Source organism: Nitrospira sp. Kam-Ns4a (assembly GCF_965152595.1).
The window spans coordinates 2,600,185-2,614,674 of record NZ_OZ224218.1 but is presented as its reverse complement, the minus strand read 5'-3'; the positions used below and the strand labels follow the sequence as shown (position 1 = coordinate 2,614,674).

The window sequence follows — 14,490 nt, the reverse complement described above, 5'->3', positions numbered from 1 at the left end:
GCTTGCGAGCGTACGGAAAGACCGGTATGCTAGCCGCAACCCTGTCGCGAGGTCGCGCGTGTCGCGCAACGACCAGGTCATCCGGCAGTGGCACCTCCTGCGCCAGCTCGAGTCGTCGCGCGGGCGCACGCTCGATGAGCTGCTAGAGGGACTGCCGCCGGACCTGCCGCGGCACGTGCGGACCTTGCGGCGGGACCTTGCGGCGCTCGAGACCGCTGGCTTTCCGCTCATTCGCGAGCGGATGGACGGGCGCGTCCGCTGGCGCCTGATGGACGGCTTTAAGAGCATCCCCGCGTTGACCTGCTCGCCCACCGAGCTGATGGCGTTGCTCATCAGCCGGCATCTCCTCAAGCCCCTGGAGGGCACCCAGGTCCAGACCGCCTTGGACTCGCTCCTGAGCAAGGCCGCCGCCACCTTGCCGTCCCCGAGCCGCGAGTACGTGGACCAGGTCAGCGGTCTGTTTTCCGTAGGGCTTGGCTCGCACAAGACCTACAAGGGGCACCGGGACACCATTGATCGCCTGACGCAGGCCATCAGCCAGGCCCGGACCGTCCAGCTCCGCTACTTCTCCGCTTCGCGCGGGAAGGTCACGCGTCGGGAAGCCGATCCCTACCGGCTCTGGTACGCCTCCGGCGGGCTCTATCTGGTCGCCTACTGCCACCTGCGCCGGGACGTGCGGCTGTTCGCCGTCGAGCGCATCCGGTCCATCACCCTGACCGACCATCCCTACCAGATGCCGCTGGGGTTCGACCTCGAGGCCTACGTCCAGGACGCTCTCACGGTCATGCGCGGTGGGCCGAGGATCGAAGTGGAGCTACTCTTTAACAAGGCGACGGCCTCGTGGGTGAAGGACCGCATCTGGCACCCCAGCCAGCAGCAGACGCCGCTCAAGCACGGTCGGCTTCGCATGACGCTGACGGTCGCGGATACGCGCGAGCTGGTGGGCTGGGTGCTGAGCTTCGGGAGCGGGGTGCGCGTCGTAAGACCGGAGTCCCTGCGCGCGGTGGTCAGGGAGGAGGCCGAGCGGATCGCCGGCCGGCCGGCCGATCCGGCGACGGCGAGCACGGAGGGGAAGTAAGAGGGGCCCGGCTCTCGACAGAATCCAGCGGGGAGTTCGACCCGATCAGGGTAACCACGCGCAATGCCGTCGTCGCGCGAGATCGTATCTGAACAGACAGTTGGGGCTATCCTCTTGCACATGAGTACCGCTTGACGTGTCGGGCAGCAGGGCCTATCCAGTCCGATCCCGACGAAGGAGGTGTCGCCATGGTGAGATTGCTTATCGCCACCATCTGCATGTTTCTGACCAGTGGTTCCGCTCTGGCCCAGGCGCCGGCTCCGCCGGCCCCGTCCGCGCCGAGTCCGGCGGCCAAGCCGACCCCAGCCGACGGCCATACGATCCACGTCACCGCGCCGCACCTGATTGACGGCAAGGTTCGGGGACCGTTCCACCATTACTGCAAGGTCGTGGCGCCGGACCCCTTCATCGAGTGTCTGCTCTACGAGACCGATGACCCCGGCGCCAAGCTGGTCGGGGTCGAGTACATCGTGGCCAAGACGGTCACACGGGATGAAAAGACGGTTCCGAAGAAGGTCTGGAAGAAGGTCTGGCACGACCATGCGGAGGAGATCGCGACCGGCAACGTCAAGGTCCTCGATCTTCCGCCGGACAAGGCTAAGGAAGTCGCGGACACGGTGGCCAAGACGGACGGGATCATTTTTGCCCTGTGGCCGGTGGGGGCCGCCCTCCCGAACGGCAAGGTGAGCATGGGCCAGATGGTCGGCCATGCCTCGCACGAGAAGGGGTCGAAGAAGCAATAGCGACAAGGGGGAAATTAGAGGGCGGTCAGGCATACGGCGGGGCGTTGCCGGGTTTCCACTTGATGCTACAGCCGATGCTGGGTTTTTGGGTGGAGTCCACCGGACGGCCGGTGAGCACCGCGTCAATCGCGGCCCGGAGGTCGCGGCCGGTCACGGGGAGGCGATTGCTCGGCCGGCTATCGTCGAGCTGCCCGCGATAGACCAGGCGCCGCTGGGCATCAAACAGAAAGAAGTCCGGGGTGCAGGCAGCCTTGTATGCCTTCGCGACTTCCTGGGTCTCATCAAAGCAGAAGGGAAACCGAAACCCGAGACGTTGGGCCATCTCCTTGAGCCGCTCCGGGGCGTCGTCCGGATACTGGGCCGGATCGTTGCTGCTGATGGCGATGATGCCGAGCCCGGTGTTCGCGTAGTCCTGCCCCAGCGCGGCGATTCCCTCCTGCACGTGCTGGACGTAGGGGCAGTGCCGGCAGAGGAACATGACGAGCAAAGCGGTCTTATCCTTAAAGGAGTCGAGCGAGTAGACGCGCCCACTCACGACATCGCGAAGGACAAACGGCGGAGCGGGGGTTCCCAGTGGAAGCATGACCGACGCCATTGCCATAGGCACCCTCCAACGGACCTACTGTAGCAACCGCCTTCCCCCCAACTCAAGCGCCTGTCCGAAGGATGAGACGGCGGCCCATTCTCAGAAGGGCTCATCCGGGTTGGCGGCCAGCCATTCCGTGAGACCGGGCAGCGGAAACGACAGGAGCTTCTGGAGCTTGGCGCAATTGAGCGAGGTGTCCTGCGGGCGCGGCCCGCCTCGGTAGTCGCGCTGCGAGCCGGCCGTGATCTTGGGATGGAGCGCCGGCCAGCGGGCGGCGACGAGCTGCCCGGCCTGCCAGCGGGAGAGCCGCTCGGAGCCAGCGAGGTGGTAGAGGCCCGGACAGTCGTTGGCCAGGAGCTCCCAGACAGCCCGGGCGAGTACGGGAGCGGGCGTCGGCGTGCGGTACTCATCGGTAAAGAGCGTGACGGATTGACCGGCGGCCCACGCCCGGCGGAGCGCTTCGTTGAAGCCGCGGTCGCCGGTTGGGGAGACCCCGCCGACGAGAGCCGGACGGATCACCGTGTGACGCGGGTTCTCGAGCACGATCCGCTCGGCGGCGACCTTGGTCTCGGCATAGACATTCAGAGGGTTCACCACATCGGCTTCGTCGTACCAGCCCTTCCGGCCGTCGAAGACCAGGTCGCTCGAGAAGAACACAAAGGGGATGTCCCGAGCCAGTTCCGCGAGCATCTCCGTCACCTCGACGTTGAGCCGACGCGCGAGCGCCGGCTGCTGCTGGCAGTCCGGTGTCCGGCTGAGCGCCGCGCAGTGGATGATCAGCGACGGCCGGAGCGTCGCGCACATCTGACGGACGGCCGCGAAATCCGTGAGGTCCAGGTCGGCGCGGGTCAGTCCCAACACCCGCCAGCCGGGCACCCACCGGGGCGCGGCCGCTACGAGCGCGCTGCCGATCAGCCCGCCGGCGCCGGTGACGACGGCGGTGGGATATCCGTCCTGTTGTTGGGCTTCGCTGCTCGCCATGCGCGTCCTCGAGGGGAGCGGTGGCAGGTGGGGCTCACCGCCGGCGCGCTAACCCTAGCTCCAGAATTCTCTGGAGGAGCGTCGGGTAGGTAAAACCGGCGGCCTTCGCGGCCGAGGCGAACTCCTCCCGCTCGGCGATTTCCGGGTTCGGGTTGGCCTCCAGGAAGTACAGCCGGCCGTCCGGGCTGAGCCGGTAGTCAATGCGGGCGTAACCGTCCAGCTCCAGGACGCGCGCGATCCGTCGCGTCGTGTTGTTGATGAAGGCTACCTGGCTGGGCGTGAGACCGTCCGCGGGCTGCTGGAAGATGCCGTGCTTCGCCTGGTAGTCGAGGCTGTGCTTGACGCGCGCCGTGGCGATCGGAGTGCTGCCGGGCGGCAGCTTCTCGATCACCAGCTCCCAGACGGGCAGGACCTGGAGGTGGTTGTTCCCGAGCACGCCGACGTACAGCTCGCGGCCCTCGATGAATTGCTCGACGATCGCGTCGGTGCCGATGCTCTCGTGGACGAACGCGACCCGCTCGGCCAGCTTCTCGTCGTTGTCCACGACCGATGCCTGCGCGATGCCGAGCGAGGCCTCCTCGCTCCGGCTCTTGACGATGAGAGGAAACTCCAGCCCCTTGGGGCGGCGGACCTTCCGGCCCTTGTGGAAGACCGTGAAGGCCGGCACCCGGGTCCGGTGATAGACGACGAGCTTCTTGGAAAGCGCCTTGTCCCGGGCCAGGACGAGCCCGCGGGGATTGCAGCCGGTGTACCGGACGTGCAGCAGCTCCAGGTAGCTCACGACGTGCTGATCGAACTCGGCCAAGCCGTCGAACTCTTCCAGAAGGTTGAACACGATGTGAGGCTTCCAGTCCGTGATCGCGGTCCGAATCGGCGTCAGCTCGTCCCGGACGCCGAGCGGCAGCACATCGTGGCCGAGTTTCCGCAGGCCGGTGACCACGTCGTATTCGGTCTTCCAAGTGAAGATTTCCTTTTCCGTGTAGCCTTCCAGGCTCTCGGGGGGCATGAGGTCGGGGTGCAGGAGGACGAGGACGCGCAGCGACTTCATAGGGCGAACCACGTCCGGCGGTTGTAGAGCGACTGCATGGTCCTCACCGTGAGGAGGACGGCAAAGTCTATACGGACCTGGCGCTCGGCGCCGACCACGCGCAGCTTCATCTCCCGGCACCGGGCGATCATCTCGTTCAGGACCTGGTCCAGGGTGAACTGATATTCCCCAGTCCATCGGGCCACGAGGCGCCGGATCTCGGCGCGGTTGCGCCGGAGGAAGGTGGAGGCCAGCTCCCGGTTGCGGTGACGGGGGTCGCGGGAGAAGAGCCGCGCCAGGTCGCGGTCATAGGTGTCCGGCGAGCCAGTCTGGTAGCGTTCCCGTTTCTCCGCGTAGTACTCGCGCAGGGTCATCGTGAGCTTGTGGAGGGGATCCACCTGCACGCGCGTCCGCACGGCCGGCCTGGCCCGCCTGATCTCCCGCATCAGTTGGTCCACATATTCCAGCTTCTGAAGGGCCGGCCAGCCCGCGTACCGCTTCCGCCACACCGCACGCGGCTGAAACCAGACGGCGAAGGTCTCGGCGAAGTCCTCGTCGGGGTGGCTCTGGGCGTAGTACAGGCGCAGGTGCTGGACGTAGCGCCGGCTGGCCGGGTTGGGGCGATAGAAGTCCGGGTACCGCTGCGCGGATCGGCCGAAGAGTTGTTGCCAGCGGCGTCGGCGGTGAAGCTGATAGGCGTGCTGGAGCGCGTGCCCGCATTCATGCCGGAGGATCTTCAAGCACTCCTGGCGCGCGCTGCCCTCCGCCTCGAGCATCTGGCTCCGCTCGAGCCGGATCAGGCGGGGATGGGCTAGGTAGAAGGGAATGGCGATGCCAGGCACGCCCTCCGGCGAGTACCAGTCGTGTGACAGCCAGACGTGCGGCCGGAAGCGAAAGCCGCGCCGCTCGAGCTCGGCGTACAGCTCGCGGATGCAGTCGTGCAGCCACGTGCGCTCGAGCTTGACGCCCAGATCGCAGAGGCGGAGGTCCAGGAGCTTTTCCGTCGGGGTGCGGGCCCAGAGAAACCGCGTGGGAGGGCGGCGCAATGATCTGGCGCGCGTCTTCTTCCTAGCACCGCTCATGCTGTCGGCTCGTTGTGGGAACGGCTCGCTCGGACGCATGATGGCATAGAGCCGCAGCGCCCGCAAGCCGAGCGGGACGCCGGATGCCGGGCAGCCCACGCCGCTGCCGCGTGATCCCGCTTGTCCGCTTGCGGGATCCGGCTGGATTGGGATAGAAGGAAGCCGCCCCCGAATGAAGGTTCCAGGCTGGAGGACTGGATGGAGCGGACGGTTCATGAATCAAACGAGTGGGGGGGCCCAACGGGCTCCGGCGCCGTCGGGGAGTCGTTCCGGATCAAGATTGTCCAGACGCTCAAGCGCGTCCCGTACGATGTGCGGATCGCGGCGCTGCGGGAGGCGCACTACAACGTCTTCCGACTCCCGCGCGAGCGCGTGTACACTTACAGTCACATGGACGTTGTCGCGGACGGCGTCGCCCAGGTCTTTCGCGCGCGGGATCGCATCTGGGGCCTCAAGATGGTCTACGAACCGCCGATGCTCCGATTCTTCACCGCTCGGTTCGAGCCGCTATGAGCGACGGGCGTTGGTGGCGGCTCGGCGCGGCGGTCACCGCGCTGCTGATCGGGCTTCTCCTCTCTCCGTGGCCCGCGGATCGTGCCGCCGTTCAGGCGAACGGACCTGCGGACGACGACCCACCGTCCTTACAGCGGAAGCTGGCGCGCCTGCTGGAATCCGGCGCGCGGGAGTCCTCCGATCCGCACGTTCTGCTCACGCTGGCCGACCTTTACCTGGATCTCGGCGACAACGCCTATACCGATCCCGCCCAGCGCATGGCGGCCTATGAAGAGGGGGCTCGGTTCGCAAAACGCGCGCTGGAGCGCGACGAGGCGAACGGTATCGGACATTACCTCTACGCCGCCAACGCGGGCAGCGCCGCGGAGCTCAAGGGCGTCATGGCCTCGGCGCTCCTGGTCCGAGATCTCAAGGCGCACGTCGACCGGGCGCTGGCGCTGAAGCCCGACTATGCTCCCGCGCTGCACATGATGGGTCGCTTGCTCGAGGAGTTGCCCTGGATCCTGGGCGGGGACGAGGCAGCCGGGCTCGACTATCTCGAACGCGCAGTCGCCCTCGATCCTACCTACGCGCACGCCCGGCTGGATCTGGCCAAATCCTATCTCCGGCACAACCAGGTCGAGGCGGCGCGGCGCGAGTTGCGCGCGATTGTGCACCTGCGCGGGGCGGGCGCCGGGTACGCCTGGCGGACGCGCTACCGGCCGGAGGCGGAACGGCTCCTCGCCTCGCTCGACTCCGCCGCCCCGTGACCGTCAACCCTCGACGACGAGCGTGCCCTGCATGCCGGCGTGGCCCCGGATGAGGCAACGGAAGAGGTAGGTTCCCGGCTGGGGCCGGAGCAGGATCTCCAGGGTCTTGCCGGGCGGGAGCCGGAGGCCTTCGCCGCGTGGCGCGGTCTGGGGCGGCTCCGAGAAGATCTGCGCGTGCGGATCGGCGAGCAGGGTCGCGGCGAACTCATGCACCTCCCGGCCTTCGTTGACGACCACCAGGCGCACAGGCCGTGAGGCCTCCACCTGCACGAGGGCCGGGACGAATCGAAAGTCCTGCGCCGCGATACGAATGGATTGCACGGAGAGTGTGCAGGAGGAGGTGAGGAGGAGGGGGGAGAGGGTGACCAGCAGCAATAGGAGCAGGGAGTGCGTCATCGCTGGAGCAAGGGGCAGTCTTCTCGGTCGCGGAAGAGGGGACACGGCCGCGAAAGTACACACTGACCGCCCAGACCCGACGCGGCCCGCCGAGCAAGCTTGGTGTGGCGGAGAGGGCGGGATTTGAACCCGCGACAGAGCTTTTAGGCCCTGTGACGGTTTAGCAAACCGTTGCCTTCGGCCACTCGGCCACCTCTCCGTGTCTTCTATCCCGCTGTCGGCGAAACTGGTCGCGATCCTGGTTCGCGCTAGGCGCTCCTTTTTAGAGGCGTTCTTTATACCACGGCACAAGGGGAGGAGTATAGCGATGTGGCGGGGCAAGTTGAATCAAGAACCAAGGAAAACCGCTGAGGCACCTCCCAGCCGGCAACAGTGTTGCATAGGCCAGCCGCGCGAGCGAGGAGCGGAGGGGGCACAGGCGCGATACCATCGTGCCGTTAGGATGGGAAACGAATCCTACCCCCGAAGCTACAGGCGGAGAAGCCGCGACGGTACTGCCTGGCCGCAGCAATTTGAAGCGGCCAGCCACGCTGGCGAGGAGCGGAGGGGGTGGGATTCGAACCCACGGTCGAGTCGCCCCGACTCTGGTTTTCAAGACCAGCGCTTTCGGCCACTCAGCCACCCCTCCGCAGCAGCAGGCTCGATCTGCTGGTGAACGGGCCGCCCGGGGAACCGGGTCGGCTTCCTGGATGATAGAGGGTTTTCTCGGATTAATCCAGCCGCCCCGTTCATGGGCGCTTCAGCCAGGCTGCCGGCCAAACGGGATCGAATTCGTAAGTCTAACTATCTCTTAGGCTGTCGAGGCTAGCTTGGGTCCACCACCAGCGCGCTCCTGTGGCCTGTCCTCCCAGACCATGTCACGCTGTCGTACTGGCAACGACAACGGAACGCGTTGAAAATTTATGCGAAAGGCATCGGTATTCGCTAGGCTTCGCGCGGGCGACTTGGTAAAATCTGCCGGTTTCTTCCTGCCGCTTTCGCCCGACCGGCGCCGACAGGCGGTCGGTCGCGCTTGTCGGTGCTTAGGCGGATGCTAGGGGCCGGCCATGGGCCATTTCGGCAGTGGCGGCGCTCCGGCTCGGGATCGCCCTTGTATTGCGCGGCAGCAACGGATGAGCAGTCCAGGCTGTGGCACGAGAGGTGACCTCATCGCGTGACCCTGGGCACAAGGCCCCGATCGTGTGGGAGGGGCAGGCGCGAGCCCGCGCGATCCTGTTGGCTGGGCTGGTGAGCGCGGCCGGAGCAGCGTTCGTACTCGACCTTTGGCTTCCCTTCTCGGCGGTTCCGGCAGTCATCTACCTGTTCGCGGTCTGGGCCTCCTGTCGGTCCCCAGTTCCCACGGATCTCCTCCGGCTCGCGGCGCTCTCGAGTGGCCTGATCGCTCTTGCAGCCCTGTTCAAGCTCCGCACGGACGGGAGCGCGTCCTTCCTGCTCGGCAGCGGGACGATGCTCGTGGCGGTCTGGGCGACGGTGATGTGGGTTTGGCGGGACCGCGTGGCACCGCGCGCGCGAGCTGCCTGGTTCGAGACCTTCCTGGACAACAGTCCGGTGCTGGCGTTCCTGAAGGACGCCTCCGGCAGCTATCGGTACGTCAATCGGCCGATGGAACGACGGTTCACGAGGCCCCGGGCGGAGTGGTTGGGAAAGACGGACTTCGATCTGTTTCCGCCCGAGACCGCCCGGCAGCTCCGTGAGCACGACCAGCGGGTTCTCGAGACCGATACGTCCACGGAGATGTTCGCACGACTGCCCGGGCAGGACGGCGGAACGGAGGTCTGGTGGGTCTTCAAGTTCCCGGTGCGGGACGCCATGGGCCGCCAGTTGCTGGGCGGGCTGGCCATTGACCTGACGCAGCAGAAGCAGATCGAAGGGGCGCTCGAGCAAGCCAAAGAGCAATACCGCCAGTTGTTCGAGCGTAGCCCCTATCCGATGTGGATCCTAGATGCGGACGACTTTTCCATTGTCGCCGTCAATGAGGCGGCGGCGCGGCGGTACGGGGTGCCACGGGGCCGGGCTGCCGCTGTCACGGGGGAGGGCCCTGCGCGCCGCCCGGATAGCGTGTCCCTCCACGACTACGTCATGGCCCTGGTGGCACGACAGGTGCGGGCGGCTCCCCGCAGCCCCCGCGCAGTCGAGCGGCTTGATGAGATGGGAGCGGAGGCGGCGCTCGCCGTCGAGGTGGAGTGGGCCCCCGTGACCTTCGAGGGACGGCCCGCATATGTGGCGATGGCTCATGACATGGGGGCGCGGAGACGCCTGGAAGAGGAGCGCCAGCGGCGTGAGCGGCGCTTCCGGGCATTGATCGAGAACGCGTCCGACCTCATCGTGCTCCTGGATCACGACGGATCGGTGCTGTTCGCCAGTCCCTCCGTCGAGCGGGTGCTCGGCTACACGCCGATGGAACTGATCGGCCGCAAGGCCCGGGACCTCCTGCATCCGGACGATCAGCCGGCAGTCACGGAGGTCTTCGCGGGTGGCGTTCGGATCCCGGGCCACACGGCCACTCAGGAGTTTCGGATCCGGCATCGCGACGGGTCCTGGCGCACCCTCGAGGGTACCGGGAAGAACCTGCTGCACGATCCCGTGGTCCAGGGCGTGATCGTCAACTGCTGGGACATCACCGAGCGCGTGCGCGCCCAGCTCGCGCTGCGCGAGAGCAAAGAGCACTTGAGACAGTCGTACGAGCAGATCCGCGCCCTATCCGCGCACCTGGAGACCGTGCGCGAGCGGGACCGGGCGCGGATCGCGCGCGAGATTCACGACGAGCTGGGACAGGCCCTGACGGGGATCAAGCTGGGCCTCTGGTGGGTCCGGAGCCGTCTGGCCACGCCAGGGCAGTTCAAGCCGATTGCCGAGCAAACGGCCGAGCTGGCGGCCAAGCTGGATGCGCTGGGAAGCCTGGTGGAACGGACGATCCAGACCGTCCAGGCGATCGCCGCCGAGCTGAGGCCTCCGCTGCTGGACGAGATGGGCCTGCCGGCCGCTATGGAATGGCAGGCGCGGGAGTTCCAAACCCGCACCGGCATCGAGACCCGGTTCCTCTCAGATCTGAGCCATGCGCCGGTGGACCGTGAGCGGGCAACGGCGCTGTTCCGAATCCTGCAGGAATCCCTGACCAACGTGCTCCGGCACGCGCGCGCCACCGCCGTGACGGTGCGGCTCGCGCGCGAGGAGGACGCAATCCTGTTGGAGGTCCGCGACAACGGCGTGGGGATCGGCGAGAGCGAGATCGCCGACGTCCGGTCGCTCGGGCTTCTCGGCATGCGCGAGCGGGCGGAGCTGGCGGGGGGCACCTTCGCCATCACAGGTGCGCCGGGTGGGGGCACCACCGTCGCGGTCCGGATTCCCATGGGCGAAGCCGACGAGCCGGCTCGGCAGACCTCCGCCTGAGCGCTGGAACTGACTCCCGGGAAGGTTGGTAGCGGAGACATGATCAGGGTGCTGATCGCCGACGATCACCCCGTCGTCCGGGCGGGACTGAAGCAGGTGCTGGCCACGACGCCGGATCTCGCGGTTGCGGGAGAGGCGGCCTCCGCGCGGGAGGTACTCGACGCGGTGCATTCCGAGGTCTACGACGTCGTCGTGCTCGATATGAACATGCCTGACCGCAGCGGGCTCGACGTGCTGCAGGATCTCAAGCGGCTCCATCCTGCGCTGCCTGTGCTGGTCCTCAGCCTCTACACCGAGGAGCATTTCGCCCTCCGGGTCCTGCGCGCGGGCGCCGCCGGCTACCTGAGCAAGGCCGACGCCCCGGAGAAGCTCATCGAGGCGATCCGGAAAGTGCACACGGGTAGCCGCTACGTCAGCGCCGCCCTCGCCGAGCACATCGTGGAGGCGATGGGCCGGGGGCCCGAGACTCCCCTCCACGCGAGGCTGTCCGACCGGGAATATCAGGTGCTCTGCATGCTCGCGACGGGGAAGACCGTCGGGCAGATCGCCGAGGTCCTGACCCTGAGCGTCACGACGGTCAGCACCTACCGGGTGCGGGTGCTCAAGAAGCTCAACCTGAAGACGACGGCCGATCTAGTGAGCTACGCTCTCCGGCATTGGCTCGTGGAATGAGTGGCGGCGCGCGGGGCCCGGGGTTAGGGGCAAGCTGGAGCCGGGCTGTTCTGGAACATCCGCTTGAGGGTCTGCCAGCGTTCGACCTCGTCGGTGGATTCGGTGACGAAGCCGCCCTGCGTCTTCAATTCCAGCGCGAGGTACTCCTTGTAGAGCGCGCAGAGCTCCGACGGTGCGCTCGGACGGCGAGGCGGCGGCGCTTCGGCCGGGACGCGGTCCGAGCGGGCCGGCTCCGTGGGAGCCGGTTCCGCTCCGGGCTCGGGGACGGTGCTCACGGCTTCTTTGTTGGATGGCTGAAACGGCTTGCATCCCGCTCGGGGCTCGTTCGTGTAGACCTCGCCGGGACAGACCCACAGGGCCGTAGCCAGGAACGCGACCTCAAACATGACCGTCTCCTCTCAGGATTCCGGCACGAGGCGCTCGCGCCCACCCAGATAGGGCCGCAGGACCTCCGGGATCACCACCGACCCGTCGGCCTGCTGGTACTGCTCCAGCACGGCCACCAGCGTCCGCCCGACGGCCAAGCCAGAGCCGTTGAGGGTGTGAACGAACTCGGTCTTGCCTGCCTTGCCCGCGCGGGGCCGGTACCGGATGTTTGCCCGACGTGCCTGGAAGGCCTCGAAGTTGCTGCAGGAGGAAATCTCGCGATAGGCCTGCTGCCCCGGCAACCAGACCTCCAGGTCGTAGGTCTTGGCCGCGCCGAAGCCCAGGTCGCCCGTGCAGAGCGTGACGACGCGGTAGTGAAGGTTCAGGCCCTGGAGCACGGCCTCCGCGGCGGCGGTGAGCCGCTCCAGCTCCGCGTAGGATTCTTCCGGCCGGGCGAAGGCGACCAGCTCGACCTTGTTGAACTGATGCAGGCGGATGAGCCCGCGCGTGTCCTTGCCGTAGGAGCCCGCCTCCCGCCGGAAGCAGGGTGTGTAGGCGGTATAGCGGAGCGGCAATCGCTCCGCGGGGAGGATCTCCTCGCGGTGCAGGTTGGTCAAGGGGACTTCTGCGGTGGGAATCAGGAAGTAGTCGTCGTGCGCCAGCCGGAAGAGGTCCTCTTCGAATTTCGGGAGCTGGCCTGTGCCGGTCATGGCCGTCCGGTTCACGAGCGCCGGCGGCAGCACCTCGCGGTAGCCGTGCCGGGCGGTGTGCAGGTCCAGCATGTAGTTGATGAGCGCCCGCTCGAGCTGGGCGCCCGTACCAGTGAGGATGGCGAACCGGGCGCCGGCGATCTTGGCGGCGCGCTCGAAGTCCAGGATGCCCAGCGCCTCGCCCAGCTCCCAGTGCGGCTTGGGCGCGAAGGCGAAAGCGGGGAGGGAGCCCCACCGGCGGATCTCCTGGTTGTCGGCCGCATTCTGGCCGACCGGCACGGTGGCGTGCGGGAGGTTCGGGATGCGGAGCGCCAGCTCGGTCAACCGCTCCTCGACCGCGCGTAGGTTCTCCTCCAGGTCCCGGATCCGGTCCCCGAGGGCCTTCATCTCGGCCGCCTTGACCGCAATGGCGGCCTCGGGCTGCCGTTCCCGCTTGAGCCGGCCGACCTCATCGGAACCCTGCTTGAGCCGGTGCCGGTGCTCCTCGACGGTCGCCGTGAGCCCGCGCCGCTCCTCGATCAGCTTGCGCAGGTCTTCCCAGGGCACGTCGGCCCCGCGGGGGCCGAGGCGCTGCCTGATCCCGTCCAGGTCCTCTCGGAGAGCGCGAAGCTCATACATGGCGGCCTCGTGGCAACGGCCCGGGTCGGACCGCGCCGCACTCTAACACCGGGTCCGCGGCCAGTCAATGCTCGACGCGCCCGCCGGGCGATCTTGACAGGGCCGTCAGCGGAGAGGACCATAGGGCCATGCGGCTGGTGTCCAACCCGCCCAATCCGTTCGAGTCCCTGCAGCGCGAGCGGCTGGAGCCGCCGGGCCGCGTCACGCTCCAGGTGTATGACGATACCACAAAAGAAATACTGAGTCGAAACGACAGCCCCGATCTGCCGTTCCGGTGGAGCATCAATCCCTACCGCGGCTGCTTCCACGCCTGCGCCTATTGCTACGCGAGGCCCACGCACGAGTACTGGGGCTTCGGCGCCGGCACGGATTTCGAGTCGAAGATCGTCGTGAAGCGCGACGCGCCGGCCCTCCTGCGCGCCGCCTTCCTGCGGCGCTCCTGGACGGGCGAGCTGATCGTCTTCTCCGGCAACACTGACTGTTACCAGCCGCTGGAGGCGAGCTACGGGCTCACGCGAGCTTGCCTGGAGGTCTGCGCGGAATTCCGGAACCCGGTCGGGATCATCACCAAGGCCGCGCTCGTCGTCCGGGACCTGGACCTGCTCCTGCGACTTGACCGGGAAGCCTGGGTGCGGGTCTTCTTCAGCATCCCGTTCGCGGACAACGAGACTGCCCGGAAGGTGGAGCCGCAGGCGCCCGCGATCACGAAGCGCTTTGAGGCGATGAAGCTCCTCTCGGAGGCCGGTGTGCGGACTGGCATCTCGATCGCGCCCGTGATTCCGGGCTTGAACGAGGAGGATTTGCCCGAGTTGCTGACCCGCGCCCGCGAGGCGGGGGCGCAGGCCGCGACGTGTATCCTGCTCCGGCTACCCGGGAACGTCGAGCCGGTCTTCATCGAGCGGATGGCGGCGGCCTTCCCCGACCGGATCGCAAAGATCACGCACCGGCTCCGCGAGGTGCGGGGCGGCCGACTGTCGGACAGCCGTTTCTTTACACGGCACCATGGGCACGGGACCTACTGGGAGATGATCGAGCGGCTGTTCGAGGTGGCGCGCCGGAAGGCGGGCTTTCCAGACGGCGCCCCAGAGCCGATCCCGAAGACCTTCCGCAGACCGGGCGCCGAGCAACTGGCGCTGTTCTCGGGAGACCAATGAAGCACAATCCCGGCTTTCTCGCCCTTGTCGAGCAGGCGCGGCGGCGGATCAAGGAATGCACGATCGCCGAGGTCAAGGCGAAGCTTGACGCGGGGATTCGTTCCACCTGATCGACGTCCGGGAGGACCACGAGTACGCCACGGACCGGGTCCCGGGGGCCCTGCACCTCGCGCGGGGCATCCTGGAGCGGGATATCGAGACCGTGATCCCGGACAAGCGAGCCGCGATCGTGCTCTATTGCGGCGGAGGCTTTCGGTCCGCGCTGGCGGCCGACAGCCTGCGGCAGATGGGCTATACGAACGTGGTCAGCCTGGCTGGGGGCATCCGGGCCTGGCGTGAAGCCGGCTATCCATTGAAGCAAGGCTGAGGAGTGGTCAATGGTCATTGGTCATGCGTGAAAGGGACCTTTTCCAGTGACGAGTGAC

At 67.2% G+C, this 14,490-nt stretch carries 13 protein-coding genes, 2 tRNA genes and 2 pseudogenes; 8 read left to right on the top strand and 9 right to left on the bottom strand.

The genetic code is table 11. The features are described 5' to 3' along the window. The first annotated feature begins 58 nt into the window (after nucleotides 1–58). Nucleotides 59–1,078, top strand: coding sequence for a helix-turn-helix transcriptional regulator (locus tag ACWHYQ_RS13095; protein ID WP_447972563.1), 1,020 nt, complete (start codon nucleotides 59–61; stop codon nucleotides 1,076–1,078). 188 nt (nucleotides 1,079–1,266) lie between these two features. Continuing rightward, entirely contained in the window at nucleotides 1,267–1,821 is a 555-nt protein-coding gene (locus ACWHYQ_RS13090; RefSeq protein ID WP_447972562.1) for a DUF1264 domain-containing protein, read from the top strand. A gap of 25 nt (nucleotides 1,822–1,846) precedes the next feature. On the opposite strand, the gene ACWHYQ_RS13085 is transcribed toward ACWHYQ_RS13090, so the two are convergent. The 4 genes from ACWHYQ_RS13085 to ACWHYQ_RS13070 all read right to left on the bottom strand — a co-directional run bounded on the left by ACWHYQ_RS13085 (nucleotide 1,847) and on the right by ACWHYQ_RS13070 (nucleotide 5,497). Next, nucleotides 1,847–2,422: a thioredoxin family protein gene (locus tag ACWHYQ_RS13085; protein ID WP_447972561.1), complete on the bottom strand. Its 576-nt coding sequence runs from the start codon at nucleotides 2,420–2,422 to the stop codon at nucleotides 1,847–1,849. A gap of 84 nt (nucleotides 2,423–2,506) precedes the next feature. Continuing rightward, nucleotides 2,507–3,388, bottom strand: a complete 882-nt coding sequence (locus ACWHYQ_RS13080) for an SDR family oxidoreductase (protein WP_447972560.1) — start codon at nucleotides 3,386–3,388, stop codon at nucleotides 2,507–2,509. Nucleotides 3,389–3,422: 34 nt separating this feature from the next. Beyond that, nucleotides 3,423–4,436 (bottom strand): D-alanine--D-alanine ligase family protein, encoded by a 1,014-nt coding sequence (locus ACWHYQ_RS13075; protein ID WP_447972559.1) that lies wholly within the window; start codon nucleotides 4,434–4,436, stop codon nucleotides 3,423–3,425. Beyond that, nucleotides 4,433–5,497, bottom strand: a complete 1,065-nt coding sequence (locus ACWHYQ_RS13070; RefSeq protein ID WP_447972558.1) for a putative zinc-binding metallopeptidase — start codon at nucleotides 5,495–5,497, stop codon at nucleotides 4,433–4,435. Before ACWHYQ_RS13070 ends, ACWHYQ_RS13075 begins: the two co-directional genes overlap by 4 nt. Nucleotides 5,498–5,854: 357 nt before the next feature. Between ACWHYQ_RS13070 and ACWHYQ_RS13065 the strand changes: the two are divergent. Continuing rightward, nucleotides 5,855–6,010, top strand: a pseudogene (locus tag ACWHYQ_RS13065) (tyrosine phenol-lyase); the annotation flags it as partial. Then, on the top strand, nucleotides 6,007–6,759 hold the full coding sequence (locus ACWHYQ_RS13060; protein WP_447972557.1) for a tetratricopeptide repeat protein: 753 nt from the start codon (nucleotides 6,007–6,009) through the stop codon (nucleotides 6,757–6,759). The pseudogene ACWHYQ_RS13065 and the gene ACWHYQ_RS13060, both read left to right, overlap by 4 nt. A gap of 3 nt (nucleotides 6,760–6,762) precedes the next feature. Here the strand turns inward: ACWHYQ_RS13060 and ACWHYQ_RS13055 are convergent, their stop codons facing one another. From ACWHYQ_RS13055 to ACWHYQ_RS13045, 3 genes are all read right to left on the bottom strand, one after another. Then, nucleotides 6,763–7,155 (bottom strand): cupredoxin domain-containing protein, encoded by a 393-nt coding sequence (locus tag ACWHYQ_RS13055; RefSeq protein WP_447972556.1) that lies wholly within the window; start codon nucleotides 7,153–7,155, stop codon nucleotides 6,763–6,765. Between the two features lie 105 nt (nucleotides 7,156–7,260). After that, nucleotides 7,261–7,354, bottom strand: a tRNA-Ser gene (locus tag ACWHYQ_RS13050). A 342-nt stretch (nucleotides 7,355–7,696) separates the two neighbouring features. Then, nucleotides 7,697–7,783, bottom strand: a tRNA-Ser gene (locus ACWHYQ_RS13045). A 551-nt stretch (nucleotides 7,784–8,334) separates the two neighbouring features. On the opposite strand from ACWHYQ_RS13045, the gene ACWHYQ_RS13040 reads away from it, so the two are divergent. Both ACWHYQ_RS13040 and ACWHYQ_RS13035 read left to right on the top strand, forming a co-directional pair. Further along, nucleotides 8,335–10,545, top strand: coding sequence for a PAS domain S-box protein (locus ACWHYQ_RS13040; RefSeq protein WP_447972555.1), 2,211 nt, complete (start codon nucleotides 8,335–8,337; stop codon nucleotides 10,543–10,545). A gap of 39 nt (nucleotides 10,546–10,584) precedes the next feature. Continuing rightward, nucleotides 10,585–11,217 carry a response regulator gene (locus tag ACWHYQ_RS13035; RefSeq protein ID WP_447972554.1) on the top strand — a complete coding sequence of 211 codons (633 nt, stop codon included), beginning with the start codon at nucleotides 10,585–10,587 and terminating at the stop codon, nucleotides 11,215–11,217. Nucleotides 11,218–11,240: 23 nt separating this feature from the next. Here ACWHYQ_RS13035 and ACWHYQ_RS13030 read toward each other — a convergent pair whose 3' ends face one another. Beyond that, nucleotides 11,241–11,603 carry a hypothetical protein gene (locus tag ACWHYQ_RS13030; RefSeq protein ID WP_447972553.1) on the bottom strand — a complete coding sequence of 121 codons (363 nt, stop codon included), beginning with the start codon at nucleotides 11,601–11,603 and terminating at the stop codon, nucleotides 11,241–11,243. A 12-nt stretch (nucleotides 11,604–11,615) separates the two neighbouring features. After that, complete coding sequence (gene serS / locus ACWHYQ_RS13025) at nucleotides 11,616–12,911, bottom strand: serine--tRNA ligase (RefSeq protein WP_447972552.1); 1,296 nt, start codon at nucleotides 12,909–12,911, stop codon at nucleotides 11,616–11,618. Between the two features lie 128 nt (nucleotides 12,912–13,039). Between serS and ACWHYQ_RS13020 the strand changes: the two genes are divergently transcribed. Both ACWHYQ_RS13020 and ACWHYQ_RS13015 read left to right on the top strand, forming a co-directional pair. Then, nucleotides 13,040–14,065, top strand: a complete 1,026-nt coding sequence (locus ACWHYQ_RS13020) for a PA0069 family radical SAM protein (RefSeq protein ID WP_447972551.1) — start codon at nucleotides 13,040–13,042, stop codon at nucleotides 14,063–14,065. Then, nucleotides 14,062–14,432 (top strand): annotated as a pseudogene (locus tag ACWHYQ_RS13015) (rhodanese-like domain-containing protein). Before ACWHYQ_RS13020 ends, ACWHYQ_RS13015 begins: the two are co-directional and overlap by 4 nt. The last annotated feature ends 58 nt before the right edge of the window (nucleotides 14,433–14,490 follow it).

What these genes read in the sequence shown, in the direction of transcription:
- ACWHYQ_RS13085 (WP_447972561.1), bottom strand. Translation starts at nt 2,422, where the DNA reads ATGGCAATGGCGTCGGTCATGCTTCCACTGGGAACCCCCGCTCCGCCG.
- ACWHYQ_RS13060 (WP_447972557.1), top strand. Translation starts at nt 6,007, where the DNA reads ATGAGCGACGGGCGTTGGTGGCGGCTCGGCGCGGCGGTCACCGCGCTG.
- ACWHYQ_RS13090 (WP_447972562.1), top strand. Translation starts at nt 1,267, where the DNA reads ATGGTGAGATTGCTTATCGCCACCATCTGCATGTTTCTGACCAGTGGT.
- ACWHYQ_RS13030 (WP_447972553.1), bottom strand. Translation starts at nt 11,603, where the DNA reads ATGTTTGAGGTCGCGTTCCTGGCTACGGCCCTGTGGGTCTGTCCCGGC.
- serS (WP_447972552.1), bottom strand. Translation starts at nt 12,911, where the DNA reads ATGTATGAGCTTCGCGCTCTCCGAGAGGACCTGGACGGGATCAGGCAG.
- ACWHYQ_RS13075 (WP_447972559.1), bottom strand. Translation starts at nt 4,436, where the DNA reads ATGAAGTCGCTGCGCGTCCTCGTCCTCCTGCACCCCGACCTCATGCCC.
- ACWHYQ_RS13035 (WP_447972554.1), top strand. Translation starts at nt 10,585, where the DNA reads ATGATCAGGGTGCTGATCGCCGACGATCACCCCGTCGTCCGGGCGGGA.
- ACWHYQ_RS13020 (WP_447972551.1), top strand. Translation starts at nt 13,040, where the DNA reads ATGCGGCTGGTGTCCAACCCGCCCAATCCGTTCGAGTCCCTGCAGCGC.
- ACWHYQ_RS13080 (WP_447972560.1), bottom strand. Translation starts at nt 3,388, where the DNA reads ATGGCGAGCAGCGAAGCCCAACAACAGGACGGATATCCCACCGCCGTC.
- ACWHYQ_RS13055 (WP_447972556.1), bottom strand. Translation starts at nt 7,155, where the DNA reads ATGACGCACTCCCTGCTCCTATTGCTGCTGGTCACCCTCTCCCCCCTC.
- ACWHYQ_RS13070 (WP_447972558.1), bottom strand. Translation starts at nt 5,497, where the DNA reads ATGAGCGGTGCTAGGAAGAAGACGCGCGCCAGATCATTGCGCCGCCCT.